Origin of the sequence: Staphylococcus sp. HMSC061G12 (genome assembly GCF_001838465.1) — a bacterium.
GTDB lineage: Bacteria > Bacillota > Bacilli > Staphylococcales > Staphylococcaceae > Staphylococcus > Staphylococcus simulans.
In genome coordinates this window covers 1-16823 of sequence record NZ_KV837008.1, presented here as the reverse complement: position 1 = coordinate 16823, position 16823 = coordinate 1, and the positions used below count along the sequence as shown (strand labels likewise).

Genomic DNA, 16823 nt, shown 5'->3' with positions numbered 1-16823 from the left:
TTTATTTTGGACTGTATTTATGTCCCAGCCCCTTATTCTATACATCTTTATATGAAATTATTTTTGTAATTGGTCTAAAGCTTGTTTTAAATCAGCGACTAAGTCTTCTGTATCTTCAATACCAACAGATAAACGGATTAAACCGTCTTCAATACCTTCTTTTTCACGTACTTCTTTTGGAATAGAAGCGTGTGTCATTAGAGCGGGTACTGAAATTAAACTTTCCACTGCACCTAAGCTTTCAGCTAATGTGAAGTATTCTGTTTCACGAATCACTGCCTTTGCGGCATCAATATCAGAAACTACAAATGACACAACACCTGTATGACCTGATGCTTGGCTTTCATGTACATCGTGATTTGGATGACTTTCTAAGCTTGGATGATATACTTTTTGAACATTAGGATGTTCCGCAAGCATTTTCGCAACTGCCACTGCACTACGGCTGACTTGTTCCATACGTAAACCTAATGTTTTAATACCACGAATTAATAAATAACTGTCTTGTGGTCCAAGCACACCGCCTGTTGAGTTTTGAATGAAGCCAAGACGTTCAGCTAAATCTTCATCGCTTGTTGCGAGTAAACCACCGATAACATCACTGTGGCCACCGATATATTTAGAAGCAGAATGTAAGACAATGTCTGCACCTAATTTTAATGGATTTTGGAAATAAGGAGACATGAATGTATTATCCACTACAGAAATTAAATCATGCTTTTTCGCAATTTCTGCTGAAGCTTTAATATCCGTCACACGTAATAATGGGTTAGATGGTGTTTCAACCATTAACATTTTTGTTTCTGGTTTAATCGCCGCTTCAATTTTTTCAACTTCTGTTGTATCTACAAAGTCCGCATCAATACCGAAGCGATTGAACACTTTTGTCAACACTCGGAATGTACCGCCGTAGACATCAGAATTCACAACGATGTGATCACCTTTATCTAATAACATGATAACTGCAGACATCGCGGCTACACCTGAGCCGAATGCGAAACCAAAACGTCCATATTCTATATCTGCAATCGCACTTTCTAGGGCAGCACGTGTTGGATTACCGCTACGTGAATATTCATAACCCTCACGCAAATCCCCAATATCATCTTGTAAATAAGTGCTTGTTTGATAAATCGGTGTCGTTACCGCACCTGTATAATCATCTGTTGTATGGCCGCCATGTACCATTTGTGTTTTCTTATTCATAAATCTTTAACTCCTTTACGCCTTATTTTTTTCCCGAATAATTAAAAATCGATTTAGACATATAACGATCACTGCCGTCTGGGAAGACTGTGACAATCGTTCCTTTGTCTATACGTGCTTTAATTTCTAATGCACCTTGTAATGCAGCACCTGAGGAACTGCCTACTAACAGTCCTTCTTGTAGCGCAAGTTGTTTTACATTATGAAAGGCATCTTCATCTGTAATAGTTAAAATGTCCGTTGCTAAACCTTTATCTAAGAAGCCCGGCCATTTTTCAGAACCGATACCTTCTGTGTCATGCAGACGTTTTTTACCACCGTTTAACACTGACCCGACAGGTTCAACAATGACATTTTTAACACCGTGTTGTGCTAATACTTCGGCAGTTCCTGTAAATGTTCCGCCTGAACCGACACCTGCCACAAAGTAATCTACTTCCGGCAATTCTTTTAAGATTTCTTGTGCCATCGTATCTCGATACGCACCTGGATTATCTTCTGACTCAAACTGATTCGTATAATACGCACCATGTTCAGCCGCATAATCACGTGCCGCTTGTTGCGCACCTAACATACCGCCATTTTGCGGTGTACGAATCACTTTTGCTCCTAATGCTTCCATAATTGAAATCTTTTCTGCCGCAAAACCGATCGGCGCATAAATCACACATTGTAAACCATAGTGGTTCGCCGCAATTGCTAAGCCAATACCCGTATTGCCTGCTGAGGCTTCCACTATTGTGTCACCGCGCTTAATTTGTCCACGTTCCATTGCTTGTTCAATTAAATATTTGCCTAAGCGGTCTTTTACACTGCCGCCAGGGTTGAATTGTTCTAGTTTTGCATAAATTGATACTTTATCATCACTGAACGACTCTAATTTAACCAAAGGTGTATTGCCGATTAAATCAAATCCAATCATAGATGTCCTCCCCGTGAAATGCATGATGACAGGCCCGACTCCTGTTTCCCATCATTCATTCCCATTATCCCTATCGTACTGGTATGAATTATAGCGCAATGCAGTTGTAAATGCAATTTTCTCTTAAAGTGTAACTTAAAAATATTGATGTAACTTCATTGTGTCTATTCACAAATAATCAAAATAAAATTAAAAGTTAGGAGAGGATGCAACGTGCTTCACACGCACAATACTTTTAAAAACTTCATAAAAACTATTTTTCTAGCAATTAAATGGATTATCATATCAATACTACTCATGAGTGCTTTTATGTATAGCTTATTATTTGCGACTGATCACTTTGAAAATCCGATAACACTATGTGTACTTTATATTATTATTCCGATACTCGTTTTATTCGTTTATCAGTATTATTTGAAAATATGTCATATACCTTCTTTATTCAACCCCAAATACGTTCAATCAACAAAATTAGGTTGGTCTATCAAATTTTCCTTGATTACTGTTTCCTATTTTTCCACAAGTATTCTAAGTAGACTTGTTTACACAGGCGAGTCAGAGAATCAAAAGATTTTAAAAGAGCAAGCTGTTGATTTTCCTTCTTCATTTCTTGGTACTAGTTTTAATGCACCTATCATAGAAGAAGTAATATTTAGAGGTATGCTTTTTATCATTATTTTAACCGCCACTTCTTTTCGGTTTAACGAAACTAACCGCAAATCCATGTTTTTGAGAATGGCAATTTATGTAACACTTTCTACAATCATTTTCGGCTTTCTTCATGTGGTAATCTCAGGCGATTACCAGCATGTTTTCCCTTATTTAGTTCCAGGATTCATTTACAGTATCGTTTTTGCATTAACTAGAGATATCAAAATCACTATCTTACTGCACATACTTAATAATTCTGGCGTTCACCTCTATGAATATGGCTATGAACAGATTAATGTTGTTATTAATATCTTGTTAATTTTAACTGCACTTATAGGGTTACTTGTCTATCTTAAATCTGATGACTTTAAACAGTTGCGTCATAAGTGGGAGCATCACCAATATATAAAGCTAAAGCGTAAATTCAATAAGGTGGAGACTCCATAAAACTTACTGGATACATTCTCAAATTAAGTTAGATATTGAGACTAAATAGTAAAAAATTCCCGCTGCATGCATGATGCAACGGGAATTTTCTTTTGTGATTCATTTTATTTTAATTAAAGAATTGGATGACGAAAACTAAGAGTATTACCACAGGCAAGACATATTTAACTAAGTAATACCAAGGCATAAAGATTTTCAAACGATCATTACCAAATACTGATTTCAGGTCTTCTTTTTTCAATAATTGACCGACAAATAAAGTCGTCGCAAGTGCGCCTAAAGGCATTAAAATATTAGAAACTAAAAAGTCCATATTGTCGAAAATCGTACCCGCTAAAAAGTGTATATGACTTAATGTACTAAATGATAAAGTTGCTGGGATACTGATAATAAAGACTAATATACTGCCGATTAACGCTACTTTACCACGTTTACGGTTGTCATTCTTAGTAAAGTTAGACACATTCAATTCCAGTAATGAAATAGATGATGTTAACGCTGCGAATAAGAATAAAATCAAGAAGATGAAATAAAATCCTGGACCAAAGCTCATTTTCTCAAATACATGCGGCAGTACTTTAAAGAGTAAGCCAGGACCTTCTTCTGGTTTATAACCAAACGCATTGATTGCAGGGAAGATCGCTAAACCTGCAAGTAATGCCACAATAATATTCATAATTACAATGGATAACGCAGAAGTTTTAATCGTCATCTCTTTAGGGGCATAACTTGCGTACGTAATCATCCCTGTCGTTCCTAATGAGAGGGCGAAGAATGATTGGCCAAGCGCAAAGAGAATACCTTCCATAGATAGCTCTTCCATACGTGGTTCTAATAAGAAACGTACACCTTCAGAAGCACCTTCCAATGAGAGTGAACGTACCACAATTAATATTAAAAAGATGAACAGCAAAGGCATCATAACTTTAGATGCTTTCTCAAGCCCATGCTCAACACCTAACATAACAATTACCATCGTCACTAAGATAAAAGAACCTTGTCCTAACATGGTATAAAGCGGACTTGAGATGACTTGTTCAAATTGAATACTGCCAAGTGTCCCGTCTCTTAGTCCTATTATCTGCATCGCAACTTGTGCGATATAAATCATAATCCAACCACCAACAACGCTATAGAAACCAAATAAGACAAAGACAGCGAGGTTACCGCTCCAGCCGATAACATTTGTCCATTTCTTATTTGATAATTTACCGAAAATAGCGGTTGTATAAGTTCTTCCAAGCTTACCGATTGTAAATTCCATAATGAGTAACGGCAAGCCTATAAAAATTGTAAATATTAAAAACATAAGTAGAAACGCACCGCCGCCATAGATACCAGCCATATATGGGAATTTCCACATGGCCCCTAATCCGATGGCCGAACCTGCGCTTGCTAAAATAAATCCGGTTGAGGTTTTCCACTGTGATTGTTTCGACACGCTGCTCATCCTTTTCTGTTATTTTCAGGCTAAAAACTAATTTACTTTAAAGCGTTAAAGCGTTCATGTAAGTAAGTATACTATAACACAAATATAGCAATCCCTCAACTAGCAATTAAACAGAATATCTTGTTGTAACCTTGTCATCATAGGCTTTCTCATATATTTTAGATTTTTTCTACCCCGTATCTCTTAAAGCTGCTTAACATTGCTTATGCATTCATTTTCAACTCAAAATGGCATAAAAAAAGATTACCCTTTTGGATAATCTCATCTTGCTTTAAAGTTACGATCAATATGCACTTATTCTAATTCCAGCAAAGCGTTTAATGTTGCTTCAACATCTTTTTCCATAGTATATCTGCGATAACTTAATTCATCAAAGTAATTAACGAAAGTTGTTCTAATAAAGCCGCTTTCCATAATACCTAACATTAAATCTTTAAACTCTCTGATAGGCATTGAAATGTCATTTACCTCGTAATAAAGTTCTAAAATACGATTCAATTTACTATGCAGTGTAGCAATACCTTGATACAGTTGTTCTTTAAACTCATCTGGTGCTTGGTTAAATTGTATATACATACGTAAATAACTGATGTTAGGTTTAAAAACCATATCTATGATAAATTGACGCAAGTTTTCTAAAGTACGTTGCGATATATTTTCTTGTAAGTCTAAGATTCTATTAAAATATTGGATAATTCTATTTGAACATGCTTCATAAATATTAGCTTTGCTTGGGAAATAATAGTATAAGCTCGCTTTTTTTATAGATACACTGTTGGCTATTTCTTCTAAAGTACAACCATAGTATCCTTTTTTCGCAAATAGCTCAATCGCGTTGTTGACTATTTCGTTTTTCATAACGAAATCCCTCCAATTCATCTTTCTCTTTCTCTTCTTCTTGGGTGGAAATATCTATTTTTCAGGGTAATTAGTTTTTGCTTGTTGATTTACAATCGAATACTCTATATTTAACTATCACAGTCAACACACGGTTCGAGTGTTCGTAGAAAATTTAATAGTAAAAGTACTCTTATGGCCATCTTATCATATACGAACACTCTGAAAAAAACATTATCTTGTATGATTTTACGCTACTTTCGTTGTTAAGTAAAACGGTTTCACAAAAATTCATTTTAATCTTACATAAAATTAATGATTTTTTCTATGATTTTTTGTTTCTCTGTGCTTCTTGTCATTAAATGACCTGAATCCTCAAAACATCCAGTTTCAATATCCGATGCATGAACCAACTTTTTAGCGATGCTATCTACACTTTCCTTATACGAAACATCATCTTTTCCACCGTATAATAACAGTGTCGGTGCTTTGATTCTGCCAAGCTCATTCATGGTTTGATTCACAAACGCTTCAAAATGGGCGGCACCCTCTTGATAAGCAGGCACATATGCCATTTCTTCTGCTTGTTCCTCTTCAGTACAACCAATATAGTATTGTAGTCGTGTACCATAATGGTTCAATCTGCTTAACACACCTTCTGCAGATTTATGATAAGGCACTGACATCCCAATCACACGATCTACGTCAAATTGTTCAGCTATTTTTAATGCAAAAATACCACCTAACGACACGCCAAGAACAGTGATTTTACGGTATCCTTTTGCATGTAGAAAACCATAAGCCGCTTCTGCATCTTCCCACCAATCTCTAATATCATATTGTACGAACTCAGAAACAGGCAGACCATGCCCCCTATAACAAGGCGCATAACAGGTATAACCCTCTTTATGTAATGCTTCTGCTACTTCTTTGACATCTTGTACAGTCCCAGTAAAAGAATGCAACAACAACACCGCTTCATCTCCCCCTTCCAAAAAGAGATGTTTCGGTGCTTTCACCTTCAACATACTTACTCACCTCCAACACATTCGTATTAATTCTATTATAGGTTCTCTTTCCTCCTTATTTCCACCTTCAATTAAACACCATTAAATATTGTAAAACTCTTAACAAAAAAGACTAAGAACGTTTAAAATTTGTTCTTAGTCTTACACCGTTATGTTATTTATTTAAGATGTGCCATCGCGCTTTCTTCTTGTTGAATGCGTACATATAGTGAAACTGCATACGGAATAAGCAGTACACTTACTGGATAAGCTTGTGTTAATAAAATCACACCGATTAATTCAGGAATAATATTTAAGAAGTAATTGGGATGTTTAACGAATTTAAAGAGTCCTGATTTTACAATATGATGTTCTTTAAGTATGTAGACCTTCAACGTCCAAATTGGACCTAGTGTACGAATGACCCAAAACAACATCACATAACTGACGATCAGTAATACGAGGCCAATTTGTGATACTACATTAAATGCGGGTTGAGCGATTGTCGCATAAACAAAGCTGGTCACATAGATTAAAATATGTAATAACGCAAGATATTTTGAGTTCTTTGCGCCATATTGCACTGCACCTTGCGCAATCAATTCACGCTCATGACGAATAGAGATGGATAAAGAGTATAAGCGAATAATAAAGAATAAACCTAGAATCATTAAAACCATAAAAAGCGTAACCTGCCTTTTTCTCAAAGAATTAAAAAATCCGAATTTTGAACGATAGCCAAAATCCGGATATCCAACGAATAAGGATAATTGGTTTCATATAGCGGTCAACTAATGAAAATCCATAGAAAATAATTACTTAATTTCCTATTTTCAGTGTAGCGTTTTGTATCTGCATACACCATAAACCAAAGTTTAATAAATTCTTAATTCGAGTTAACAAAATAGATTACAAACGAATGAGACACTGAATTATATACCTATCTTATTCATCTTTTTGTTATGCGTTGTTCACCGTTTAGTTTTTGTATATACTACAAATTAACTAACATACATACAATCCCTCTTTATGTACACGCTTAGCCCAATCACAAAATCAAAGAGACATTGTATAGAGAAAGTGGGCAGTCATTTATGTTACAAGCGATACTTCATGGTGTTTTGTTAGCGTTAGGTCTGATTTTGCCTTTAGGCGCACAAAATGTCTTTGTGTTTAATCAAGGTGCGAATCAGAAAAAATTGACGCATGCTTTACCTGTCATCCTCACTGCAGGATTTTGTGACACATTTTTAATTGTAGTCGCAATACTCGGAGTGTCTTTGATTTTAATGTCTATGCCGACGTTACAATTAGTGATCTATATCATCGGTTTTGTATTCTTAATCTATATGGCTTGGTCACTTTGGAAAGAAAAGCCTTCTAATATTGATGAAATTGAACCGATGAGTCCTAAGAAACAAATTCTATTTGCGCTCTCTGTTTCCTTACTTAACCCACACGCTATTATGGATACAGTCGGTGTCATTGGGACAAGTGCCTCAATCTATGAAGGGGATGACAAATTGGCCTTTTCTATCGCCACCATCTCCATTTCTTGGATTTGGTTTATCTTCTTGGCAGTTTTAGGACGTATAGTCGGCACTGTCGATAAGTCTGGCAAATTCATTTTAATTCTTAACAAAGTATCCAGCGTTATCGTTTTTTTGGTCGCGTTGATTATATTAAAGAATATTCTCGCTTTAATACTCTGAATTTAAAAAGATCTATCCGTATTAATTTAGCTTCTGTGTCTGCAGAAGCTTTTTATTATACTTTCACATATTAAAAAGCACTCAGCACTTTTTGAATTTTAGTCAAAAAGCCTGAGTGCTTGATTACGGGGTTTGATTGAATTGGTCTGGAGGTCCTTCAATCACGTGTCTATTAAGCTATTATTTAAGTTTATTGTTCGTTCACAACTTTCACTGCTTCATTAAGTGACTCTTCAGTAATGCCGTGTGATTGTGTCCAATGTGTTGTAACATTCGCACCTGAACGTTGGAATAAATCAATTAAACGTTCACTTTCAGATACAGGTACGATAGGGTCATGCGTACCCATTGAAAGATAGATGTCTGTGCCACTTAAATCTTTCACATGGTCAATGTGTGTTGGATAAAGCCCTGCGAATAATAATGCTTTCGCAAATTTAGTTTCCTCACGTAATAGTAAGTTAATCGCAATGTTCGTACCATTTGAGAAACCAACTAAGATTGCATTTTCTAAATCAAAGTCATATTCTTTTGCGGCTGCTTGTAAGAACTCATATAATTCTGTGCCGCGTTCTTCTAAGTCTTTCCAATCATATTGACCTTCACCATGACGTTTGAAGAAACGTGTCATACCATTTTCATCCACATTTCCTTTCACACCTAACATGTTATAGTTTGGGTTCAAACGTAATGCGAGCGGGAATAAATCAGATTCGTCTCCACCTGTTCCGTGTAATAAGATGAATGTAGGTTGATCTGAACTTTGACCTTTTCTAAAAATGTGCTTCATTGTATCTAAAGCCATGATAACTGCCTCCTTAGTGATAAATTATTGATTTGTACGGCCTGGTTGGTTGTGGCGCGTTGTTTCAATATGACGTACTTGTGCTTCGATTTGTTCTCTTTTTGGTTCCAAGAATGGTGGTAATGATAAGATTTCACCTACTGTTTCGTATGGTTCATCTCCCATGAAACCTGGACCATCTGTCGCAATTTCAATTAAGATACCTGGATAGAATTTAGAATAAAGTGATTTGAAGAAGTAACGTTCTACAAATCCAGAGTTGCCGATTTGATATTTATTCAAACGGTCAATCCAGACATCTAATTCATCTTTATCAGCCACACGGAACGCAGTGTGATGGATTGTACCATAACCTTGCATACCTGGGTTGCCGCCAAGTTTACGTACGATAACTTGTCCGCCGTTACCGCCTTTTCCTGTTTCGAATAAGTGATAGTCGCCTTCGGATTCAACTTCTTTATAGCCGTATACCTCTTCGAAAATTTGTTTGAATGGATCGAAACGGCTCACGTTTAATTCGATAGGTCCTAAACCGACAATCGCATATTCTTCTGGTACTGGCGCATTTTTCCAAGCAACACCTGGTTCTACACTGTCTGCTGAATCTGATTCATCAGAAATTAATGTGTAAAGTTGGCCATCAAAATCTTCAAAACGTAAGATTTTTTTACCAAATAGTTCTGTTGGCGCTTCATGTTTCACGTCAAACTCACTTAAACGGTCATTCCAAAATTCAATCGCCGCATCTGATGGTACACGTAATGTAATACGTGCAATTTCATCTGTTCCATGTGTACCTTTAGGAATTCCAGGGAAATCGAAGAATGTGACATCTGTTCCTGCATTCCCTTCATCATCCGCAAAGAATAAATGATACGTTTGGATATCATCTTGGTTTACTGTTTTTTTCACTAATCTTAGACCTAATACGTCTGTAAAGAAATCATATATTTTAATCGCATCACTTGTAATCGCAGTGACATGGTGCATACCTTTTAAGTTGTTGTTGTTCATTTATTTCATCTCCTTATCTTTGAATAACTTCCCTTTTCTACTCTTTTCTATCTTATAATGAGGACGTTGTTCTTCTGATATACTTATTATACTTAATATAATAATACTACTTTAGGAATAATGCAAGTATTTATGCTCATACATAAAAAAAGACCCCAAACTTGATATTTTGGAGCCCATTCACTATTGGTTAATCGCAGATTTTTGAACAAACTGCAATTCATAGATTGGATTTTCATCTAATTGATTGAAACTATCGATTTTACCGAATAACTCTATATGCTGTGTTTTACGGCTTAAGTTGTGTTTGAAGTTTATATCTACTTTTAAAGCTGCTTCATAGCCATTCTGTTGAATCGTTTCTTCTAATTCATGAAAGACACCTTCATTAATAGGCACAAGATAATACTCTTTACTTGGTAAAATACTGACATATTTCCTTTGAAGTACTTCTTCTTTACCCATGTGTGTGATTGTGACTATCACTTCTTTTGCGGCACCGCCGCCTAAGTTATACAGCTTTAAAAAGCGATTACTATCTTGGTTTGCTGCGCTGATATTAAATAACTTCAATCGATCATTTTTACTTGTCTGCAGTAAAATTTGATTAAAACCAATGGCTGGCGTAAATGAAATACGCAGTTGATAGAGTTGAATCGATACAGACACTAAATAGAACAAAGCCATAATAAATGTCCCGATAGATCCAATGGCTGATAACAGATTAATCATATATTTCTCCTTTCTTTCATTTTCGCAAAAGACATTCTAACGTATACACAAACGAGAAAAAAGTAATTAAACTTATATACGAAAATAAATTTAAAAATATTAATTTTATCAATATAAAGAAGCACCTAGACAGAACTTCTCTGCTTAGGTGCTCATAGTGATAACTTTAATTAATTTCTACTGTACCTGTATCTGATTCTAATTCAATTGTGTACGAAGCATTGCCATAACGTTTTGCTTTTAAAGCAGGTTGATGAATATCCATATCTACATCTTCTTTATGAATAACCTTAGTATTTTTAGGTGATTCTGCATAATCTACCTCAATATCACCTGTGTCTGATTGTACTTGGAGATTCACATCGCCTTTGATACCTTTGACTTCAGTATCGCCAGTATCATTTCCAATTCTCATATTTTTGAAAAGTGTTTGCGTGATTTCAATATCACCTGTATCACTTGTTAAATCTACTTTATTAAGATTAGCTGCTTTTAACACTAACTCTCCTGTATCCAATTGCGCTTCTAAATGATTCGCTTTTAAACCTTCAATTGTCATGTCTCCTGTATCATTGTAAATTGTCACATCTGACAATTGACGTTCAGGTACTGTAATTGTGATAGTACTGTTTGTAATATTTCCAAATGTAAAATTGATCGTAGGGTTTGGAAGTTTTGATTCAACTGCTAATGTATCACCTTTGATAGTACTGTTAATTTTTGTTTTTCCTTTAATACCACCTTCCCCCTTAACATGGAAGTGGTCACCTTTTTTAATGATGACGTTTGATGTATCCGTATTGATTTTCAAGTTTTTTATTTTCGCATCTTCATGCTTATAGTCTTTTGTGTAATGAATTGGATTATCAGCTTTTTTAAGTTGCTTTTTTCCTTCTACATAGCCCGCAATTCCGAAACCGACTGTAATCACTAAGCCTATACTAAAGATAATCAACAATGCTTTTTTCATGATTGCGCACTTCCTTTCACAACTTTAATATTCCAACGTAAATATTTCATAAAGAGAACGAAGCTCCATTTATAAGCAAGGTACGTTACTGTAAATAACATCAATCCGATTCCAAAGCATGTAAATGAAACGTAGATATCTAGAGGAATAATTTCTCCAAATCCATCTATCATGCCTTTGACCAGTAAGAATATAGGTGCAGCTAGAAAAGTAAGCGTCGCCACACCTAAAGATAAAAGCACACCGAACCATGTCGCAATTACAATGGTAATAACGAAGAAGTTTAAAATACTTAATCCCATAACCGCTAACACAGCATTCGTGACATTGCCGGCATTGCGAGAAGATTCTGCTTTATCTACCGCCGCATTCGCACTCATTTCACGCCCGATGTCTTTCGGATTACCTAATTCCCGGGAAATTTCTTCTTCAGTTTTTCCTGCTTCTTTACCACTGATGAAGTGTGTTTCATACTCGTTTAAAATATCTTGGCGTTCTTCCGGTGAAACGCGCGTTAAATAACGATTTAATAACTGTAAATATTCTTGTTTACTCATCTCTCTCACTCTCCTCAATAAATAAATCTACAGCTTCTGTAAAGGCCTTCCATTCTTCAAGTAGTGCTTCTAAACGTTCATGACCTTCTTCGGTAATTCGGTAATACTTGCGTGCTGGTCCTTCTGTCGACGGTTTAAAATAAGTTGTTAAATAACCTTCCTTAACTAAACGGCGCATTAAAGGATAGACGGTACCTTCTGCGATTGTGATACGCGGTGTTATCTTTTGTACAAGTGAATAGCCATACTGATCTTCACCTTGAATAATAAGCAAGACTAAAAATTCAAGTGCGCCTTTCTTAAATTGTATATTCATAGCAAACCTCCAACACATTATTCAGTACTGTTTAATGTTTAATAGTAGTTCACTTATAATATACCCCTTACTATTAAATAATACAAGGTAGTGATTAAAAATCTTTGTCAGCTTGGTGACTTTTGTGAAGTTAACTTAAAGAAATGAATAAAAAAAGATGAATTCCACCTTCTGTAGTGAAATTCATCTTCTATCATTCATTAATGTATTGATGATTTAGCCTTTTACTTTTTCAGGCCATACTTCTTCCGCAATACTTTTGACTAAACGAATTTTAGCCCATTGTTGTGCTTCAGTTAAGTTATTACCTTCTTCTGTTGATGCGAAGCCGCATTGTGTACTTAAAGCTAAACGGTCTAACGGGATATATTGTGACGCTTCTTTAATACGTTTTATGACTTCATCTATATCTTCTAATTCACCATCTTTAGAAGTAATGAGACCTAATACGACTTGTTTATCATCTGATACGTATTGAAGCGGTTCAAATCCACCTGAACGATCACTATCGTATTCTAAAAGATAAGCATCTACATTTTCTTGGTCGAACAACGGTGTTGCGACACTGTCATATGCGCCTGATGCGAACCATGTGGAACGGTAATTACCGCGACAAATATGAGTTTGAACACGCAAGTCTTTAGGTAAACGTTCAATTGCGCGGTTATTCACGTCTTTGAATAATTGTTTTAAGCGTTCTTTTTCTTGTTGGTCACCGTTTTTACCGTTAATTTCAGTTTGGTCTCCGACTAAACGCCCCCATGTTGTATCGTCAAATTGAATCGTTTTGAGACCCGCTTCATATAAATCTTCAATCACTGTTTGATATGCATCCGCAATGGCATCAATTAATGCGTCATCTGTTTCGTAATATTTGCGTGTTGCTTCAATATTTTCTTTTCGTGTCAGCTCTGAGAAGAGTCTGGCAGGTGCTGGTACAGTTTGACGTGCCTCGATACCTTCTGGTGTATGAGCTAATAAGAATTTGAAGTCTGCCACAAACGGATGATTGTCTCCTGAAATCGGGCCTGATAAACGTGCTGTTTCAATACGAGATTGAACCGCATCGAACTCAAATCCGCCTTCATCTTTGACTGTTTCTACACCATTCAATCCCCAGAAGAAATCTAAATGCCACCAACTTCTACGAAATTCTCCATCTGTAATAGATTTCAAACCATTCTCTACTTGCTTCTCAATCAATGTTTTAATCTCACGGTCTTCTACTTCTCTTAAGGCAGCTTGATCGATTTCTCCTTTTTCGAACGCTGCACGCGCTTCTTTTAATGCCTCTGGTCTTAAGAAACTTCCTACAATATCATAACGTAATAATTCACTCATCTTAACTTCCCCCTATGTTTATGTTCTTATTTCAAATAATAAAAAAGCCCCCATAAAGCCTATACTAAAGCTTTACAGGGGCGTAGAATTCGATTCTGCGCGGTACCACCCAGTTTCAAGAAGTCCATACTTCTCCTCAACAGTACTATCATACTCGAGCAGTGGTAACGTTTGCTAACACGTGCCAACTTAACGATTCAGCTGACAGATTCAGAGTCCATTTTCGATATTGTCGAATTACTTTTTCACACCAACCAAAAGCTCTCTGTTAATTCTTCAATATGTACTTTACTCATCATAATCAATTAATATTATTTGAATTAATCCTAGTCTATAGTTAAAAGAATATTCTGTCAATAAGAAAATTCACACTAAAAATTAAATCGACGTGAAATCTAATTTTTCTCTCCAGTTTAATTCATTCATAATTGTAATTCCGTGCCGTATTAATAACGCTGCGCAGACACCCTCGCCTGATTTCAAGTCACCACTGAATGTACCATCATAAATTTCAGAGGTTCCACAAGAAGGACTTTTCGACTTTAGAATCATTGCCGTACATTGATGTGCTTGTAATAATTCCAATGCCTTTAATGCACCTTCTTTAAATGCCTCCGTAACATCTTCACCTGTCGTCGCAATGACTTTAGCACGACCTGACCACACATCAAAACCATCCCCGCCAACAATTTCAGCTGCTGGTCTCGGTGTAGTCAAACCGCCTAATACTTCAGGACATAGCGCTATCGCTTTATCCTCTTGAACAAGTTGGCGTAATGTATCATTCAATTTATGACTGCCGTCGTAACGTACATTCTCTCCAATTAAACACGCACTGATTGCGATCATGAACTTCTCTTCTTTCTTACTTTTCTTCTAGCCAATCTTTAATCACTTCCAATGGAACCATTTGTCTGATTGTTGCCTCAATATCATGAATTTGGGCTTTTCTTCCCATACTGCTAGCCATATTCATTGGTTCATAATTCTCCCATTGTTCCAGCTCTTGCATTTTCTCTCTGATTTGTTGTTTAGCGAATGTTGTCATTTTATTTACCACCTTTTTCTCATTTTGGATAAATAAAATAGCCCTCCTTGCAAGAAGAAGCGCTTCACGTACGTCTTCTTATCTTTCAAGTTACCTTGTTGGATTTAGCACGTCACCTTGCGGTTGTTGCTGGAGCTTCACAGGGCCAAGTCCCTCCACTCACTCTTAATAAGAACTATTTTATTTATTACTATCATACCGTATTAACTTATTTTTTCAACTTATTTGATAAACTTTATTGATTTAAACCAACATAATAAAACACTGAAATATCGTTTATTCCAGTGTTTTGATTTCTTATAAGTCAGTCATATCCTCACTTTTAATATCGTCTTCAGATGACTTCTTATCAGATGATTTCTTGTCTTTAATATTAATTTTGATTGAACCGATGTTTGGATCCTCGTAGTTCTCTTGATCTTTCGCTTTTAATAACACAGGTGACTCTAAATCATTTAACTTGTACGTTTCAATAGATGAAATTGTACTTCCTTTTTTAATATTATCTTCACCTTTATCTCTTTCACTATCATAAGTTTCTCCTCTTACATGACCATAATCTAAGCGCTTTTCTGAATCTTTACTATCTTGATACGCTTCAAACACTTTCAAATAAGACCTAGTTGGTTTAACTTCATTGTCATCTTTACTGTTATTCGTCACTTCATATTTTACAACTAAAACATCATCATCTTGATATTCTGTTGTCCCCTTAGGCACAATTTCTGTACCCACAATTTTCACCTTTACCCCTTTGATTTCAACTGCGTTATCTTTAATTTTAGCTTTTTCTTTTGTTTTTGCTTGTTTCGCATCTAAACTAGATGTTTCCTCTTTCTCCGACTCCTCTTTTTTGTCACCACAAGCCGCTAAAATTAATACTGATGCACTTAATAAACATAATAGCCTCTTCATGATATCCCCCCATTTGTTTAATGTGTTGCATTATTACAAATCATTATACACAAATTTCATAAAATAGTTAACTTTATACAGAAGAATATTTTAGTTCTATTCTTTATACATTCTTTAACATTTACTATACTTTTTCGATGATAAATTTCATTGATAATACACTTCAGCAAAATAGTTGGTATTGTATCTCTTACTTAAATTGATAATTTGAATTCATTTTTAGAATGTGCGAATAAAATAATTCTAATCCCGTTTCAATTTCAGGAACGTTTCTCTTGCTTTAGTCACTTCATACGAATGTCATCATAGTCTAAAGATAGTACGTCCAAGCTATCGATTTCATTTATATGATACACTGCAGTTATATGCATTAAAGGGGGAAAATTAAATATGGGGTACATTTATACTTATGAGGATAAGGTGCATCCTTCTTGGATTGATCATAATCAACATTTACATGATGCACAGTATTTTTCAATTTTCAGTGATGCGGTCGTCGGTTTCTTTGCGAAAATGGGGTTCTCGATTGATTACCGACAAAAACATGACACAACAATTTTTAATTTAGAAGCACATATCACTTACTTAAAAGAAATGTTGCTAGATGAAACGTTTACGGTAGAAGTTTATGTTTATGACTATGACCATAAACGTGTACATTTCTTTTTAAAGATGTTTAATCAAGATCAAATACCGACTGCAACGTATGAGGTTATCATGATGGCTATTGATAACCAACAACGTCGCAGCAGTGCTTTTCCAGATTTTGTTTTTGATAACATCAAAACATATTATGAGGAACAAGGGGAATTTGAAACACCGAAACAACTCGGTCATGCGATTGGTATTCCTAGAAAATAAAGGCTCTATAATAAATTCGGTTGATGAGATAA

19 protein-coding genes, 1 riboswitch and 1 other annotated feature are annotated in these 16823 nt (G+C 35.5%); of the genes, 3 read left to right on the top strand and 16 right to left on the bottom strand.

Features of this window, described 5'->3' with window-relative positions:
* Nucleotides 1-57: 57 nt before the first annotated feature.
* Nucleotides 58-1206, bottom strand: a complete 1149-nt coding sequence (locus HMPREF2937_RS00800) for a bifunctional cystathionine gamma-lyase/homocysteine desulfhydrase (protein WP_023014924.1) — start codon at nt 1204-1206, stop codon at nt 58-60.
* Nucleotides 1207-1228: 22 nt separating this feature from the next.
* Entirely contained in the window at nt 1229-2128 is a 900-nt protein-coding gene (locus HMPREF2937_RS00795; RefSeq protein ID WP_070848091.1) for a PLP-dependent cysteine synthase family protein, read from the bottom strand.
* A 309-nt stretch (nt 2129-2437) separates the two neighbouring features.
* On the opposite strand from HMPREF2937_RS00795, the gene HMPREF2937_RS00790 reads away from it, so the two are divergent.
* A complete protein-coding gene (locus HMPREF2937_RS00790) occupies nt 2438-3226 on the top strand; it encodes a CPBP family intramembrane glutamic endopeptidase (RefSeq protein ID WP_180364606.1) in 789 nt (262 codons plus the stop codon).
* A gap of 109 nt (nt 3227-3335) precedes the next feature.
* Here the strand turns inward: HMPREF2937_RS00790 and HMPREF2937_RS00785 are convergent, their stop codons facing one another.
* From HMPREF2937_RS00785 to HMPREF2937_RS00770, 4 genes are all read right to left on the bottom strand, one after another.
* Nucleotides 3336-4667: a sodium-dependent transporter gene (locus HMPREF2937_RS00785; protein ID WP_060804219.1), complete on the bottom strand. Its 1332-nt coding sequence runs from the start codon at nt 4665-4667 to the stop codon at nt 3336-3338.
* 303 nt (nt 4668-4970) lie between these two features.
* A complete protein-coding gene (locus tag HMPREF2937_RS00780; RefSeq protein ID WP_057510339.1) occupies nt 4971-5534 on the bottom strand; it encodes a TetR/AcrR family transcriptional regulator in 564 nt (187 codons plus the stop codon).
* A gap of 281 nt (nt 5535-5815) precedes the next feature.
* Nucleotides 5816-6541 (bottom strand): alpha/beta hydrolase, encoded by a 726-nt coding sequence (locus HMPREF2937_RS00775; protein WP_023014919.1) that lies wholly within the window; start codon nt 6539-6541, stop codon nt 5816-5818.
* 158 nt (nt 6542-6699) lie between these two features.
* Nucleotides 6700-7200, bottom strand: coding sequence for an isoprenylcysteine carboxyl methyltransferase family protein (locus tag HMPREF2937_RS00770; protein WP_070863819.1), 501 nt, complete (start codon nt 7198-7200; stop codon nt 6700-6702).
* A 414-nt stretch (nt 7201-7614) separates the two neighbouring features.
* Here HMPREF2937_RS00770 and HMPREF2937_RS00765 point away from each other — a divergent pair, with 414 nt between their 5' ends.
* Nucleotides 7615-8232 carry a LysE/ArgO family amino acid transporter gene (locus HMPREF2937_RS00765; protein WP_002480369.1) on the top strand — a complete coding sequence of 206 codons (618 nt, stop codon included), beginning with the start codon at nt 7615-7617 and terminating at the stop codon, nt 8230-8232.
* Between the two features lie 190 nt (nt 8233-8422).
* Here HMPREF2937_RS00765 and HMPREF2937_RS00760 read toward each other — a convergent pair whose 3' ends face one another.
* The 10 genes from HMPREF2937_RS00760 to HMPREF2937_RS00715 form a co-directional block, all read right to left on the bottom strand.
* On the bottom strand, nt 8423-9022 hold the full coding sequence (locus HMPREF2937_RS00760; protein WP_031262377.1) for an alpha/beta hydrolase: 600 nt from the start codon (nt 9020-9022) through the stop codon (nt 8423-8425).
* Between the two features lie 39 nt (nt 9023-9061).
* The gene (locus tag HMPREF2937_RS00755; protein WP_023014916.1) at nt 9062-10051 is read right to left on the bottom strand and encodes a ring-cleaving dioxygenase; all 990 of its coding nucleotides are present in this window, start codon (nt 10049-10051) and stop codon (nt 9062-9064) included.
* A 183-nt stretch (nt 10052-10234) separates the two neighbouring features.
* The gene (locus tag HMPREF2937_RS00750) at nt 10235-10783 is read right to left on the bottom strand and encodes a hypothetical protein (RefSeq protein ID WP_002480366.1); all 549 of its coding nucleotides are present in this window, start codon (nt 10781-10783) and stop codon (nt 10235-10237) included.
* 166 nt (nt 10784-10949) lie between these two features.
* On the bottom strand, nt 10950-11753 hold the full coding sequence (locus HMPREF2937_RS00745; protein WP_070863818.1) for a DUF4097 family beta strand repeat-containing protein: 804 nt from the start codon (nt 11751-11753) through the stop codon (nt 10950-10952).
* Nucleotides 11750-12310 (bottom strand): HAAS signaling domain-containing protein, encoded by a 561-nt coding sequence (locus tag HMPREF2937_RS00740; RefSeq protein WP_023014914.1) that lies wholly within the window; start codon nt 12308-12310, stop codon nt 11750-11752. The genes HMPREF2937_RS00745 and HMPREF2937_RS00740 overlap by 4 nt, the downstream gene beginning before the upstream one ends.
* Nucleotides 12303-12626 carry a PadR family transcriptional regulator gene (locus HMPREF2937_RS00735; RefSeq protein ID WP_002480363.1) on the bottom strand — a complete coding sequence of 108 codons (324 nt, stop codon included), beginning with the start codon at nt 12624-12626 and terminating at the stop codon, nt 12303-12305. The genes HMPREF2937_RS00740 and HMPREF2937_RS00735 overlap by 8 nt, the downstream gene beginning before the upstream one ends.
* A 216-nt stretch (nt 12627-12842) precedes the next feature.
* Nucleotides 12843-13967, bottom strand: a complete 1125-nt coding sequence (locus HMPREF2937_RS00730) for a 5-methyltetrahydropteroyltriglutamate--homocysteine S-methyltransferase (protein ID WP_002480362.1) — start codon at nt 13965-13967, stop codon at nt 12843-12845.
* Between the two features lie 73 nt (nt 13968-14040).
* Nucleotides 14041-14275: a binding site (T-box leader), on the bottom strand.
* Nucleotides 14276-14345: 70 nt separating this feature from the next.
* The gene (locus tag HMPREF2937_RS00725; protein ID WP_070863817.1) at nt 14346-14816 is read right to left on the bottom strand and encodes a 2-thiouracil desulfurase family protein; all 471 of its coding nucleotides are present in this window, start codon (nt 14814-14816) and stop codon (nt 14346-14348) included.
* 16 nt (nt 14817-14832) lie between these two features.
* Nucleotides 14833-15015, bottom strand: coding sequence for a hypothetical protein (locus HMPREF2937_RS00720; RefSeq protein ID WP_002480360.1), 183 nt, complete (start codon nt 15013-15015; stop codon nt 14833-14835).
* Nucleotides 15016-15090: 75 nt separating this feature from the next.
* A riboswitch (SAM riboswitch) is annotated at nt 15091-15190 on the bottom strand.
* Between the two features lie 122 nt (nt 15191-15312).
* The gene (locus HMPREF2937_RS00715) at nt 15313-15930 is read right to left on the bottom strand and encodes a DUF5067 domain-containing protein (RefSeq protein ID WP_070863816.1); all 618 of its coding nucleotides are present in this window, start codon (nt 15928-15930) and stop codon (nt 15313-15315) included.
* 390 nt (nt 15931-16320) lie between these two features.
* Here HMPREF2937_RS00715 and HMPREF2937_RS00710 point away from each other — a divergent pair, with 390 nt between their 5' ends.
* A complete protein-coding gene (locus HMPREF2937_RS00710; RefSeq protein ID WP_002480358.1) occupies nt 16321-16791 on the top strand; it encodes a thioesterase family protein in 471 nt (156 codons plus the stop codon).
* Nucleotides 16792-16823 lie beyond the last annotated feature (32 nt).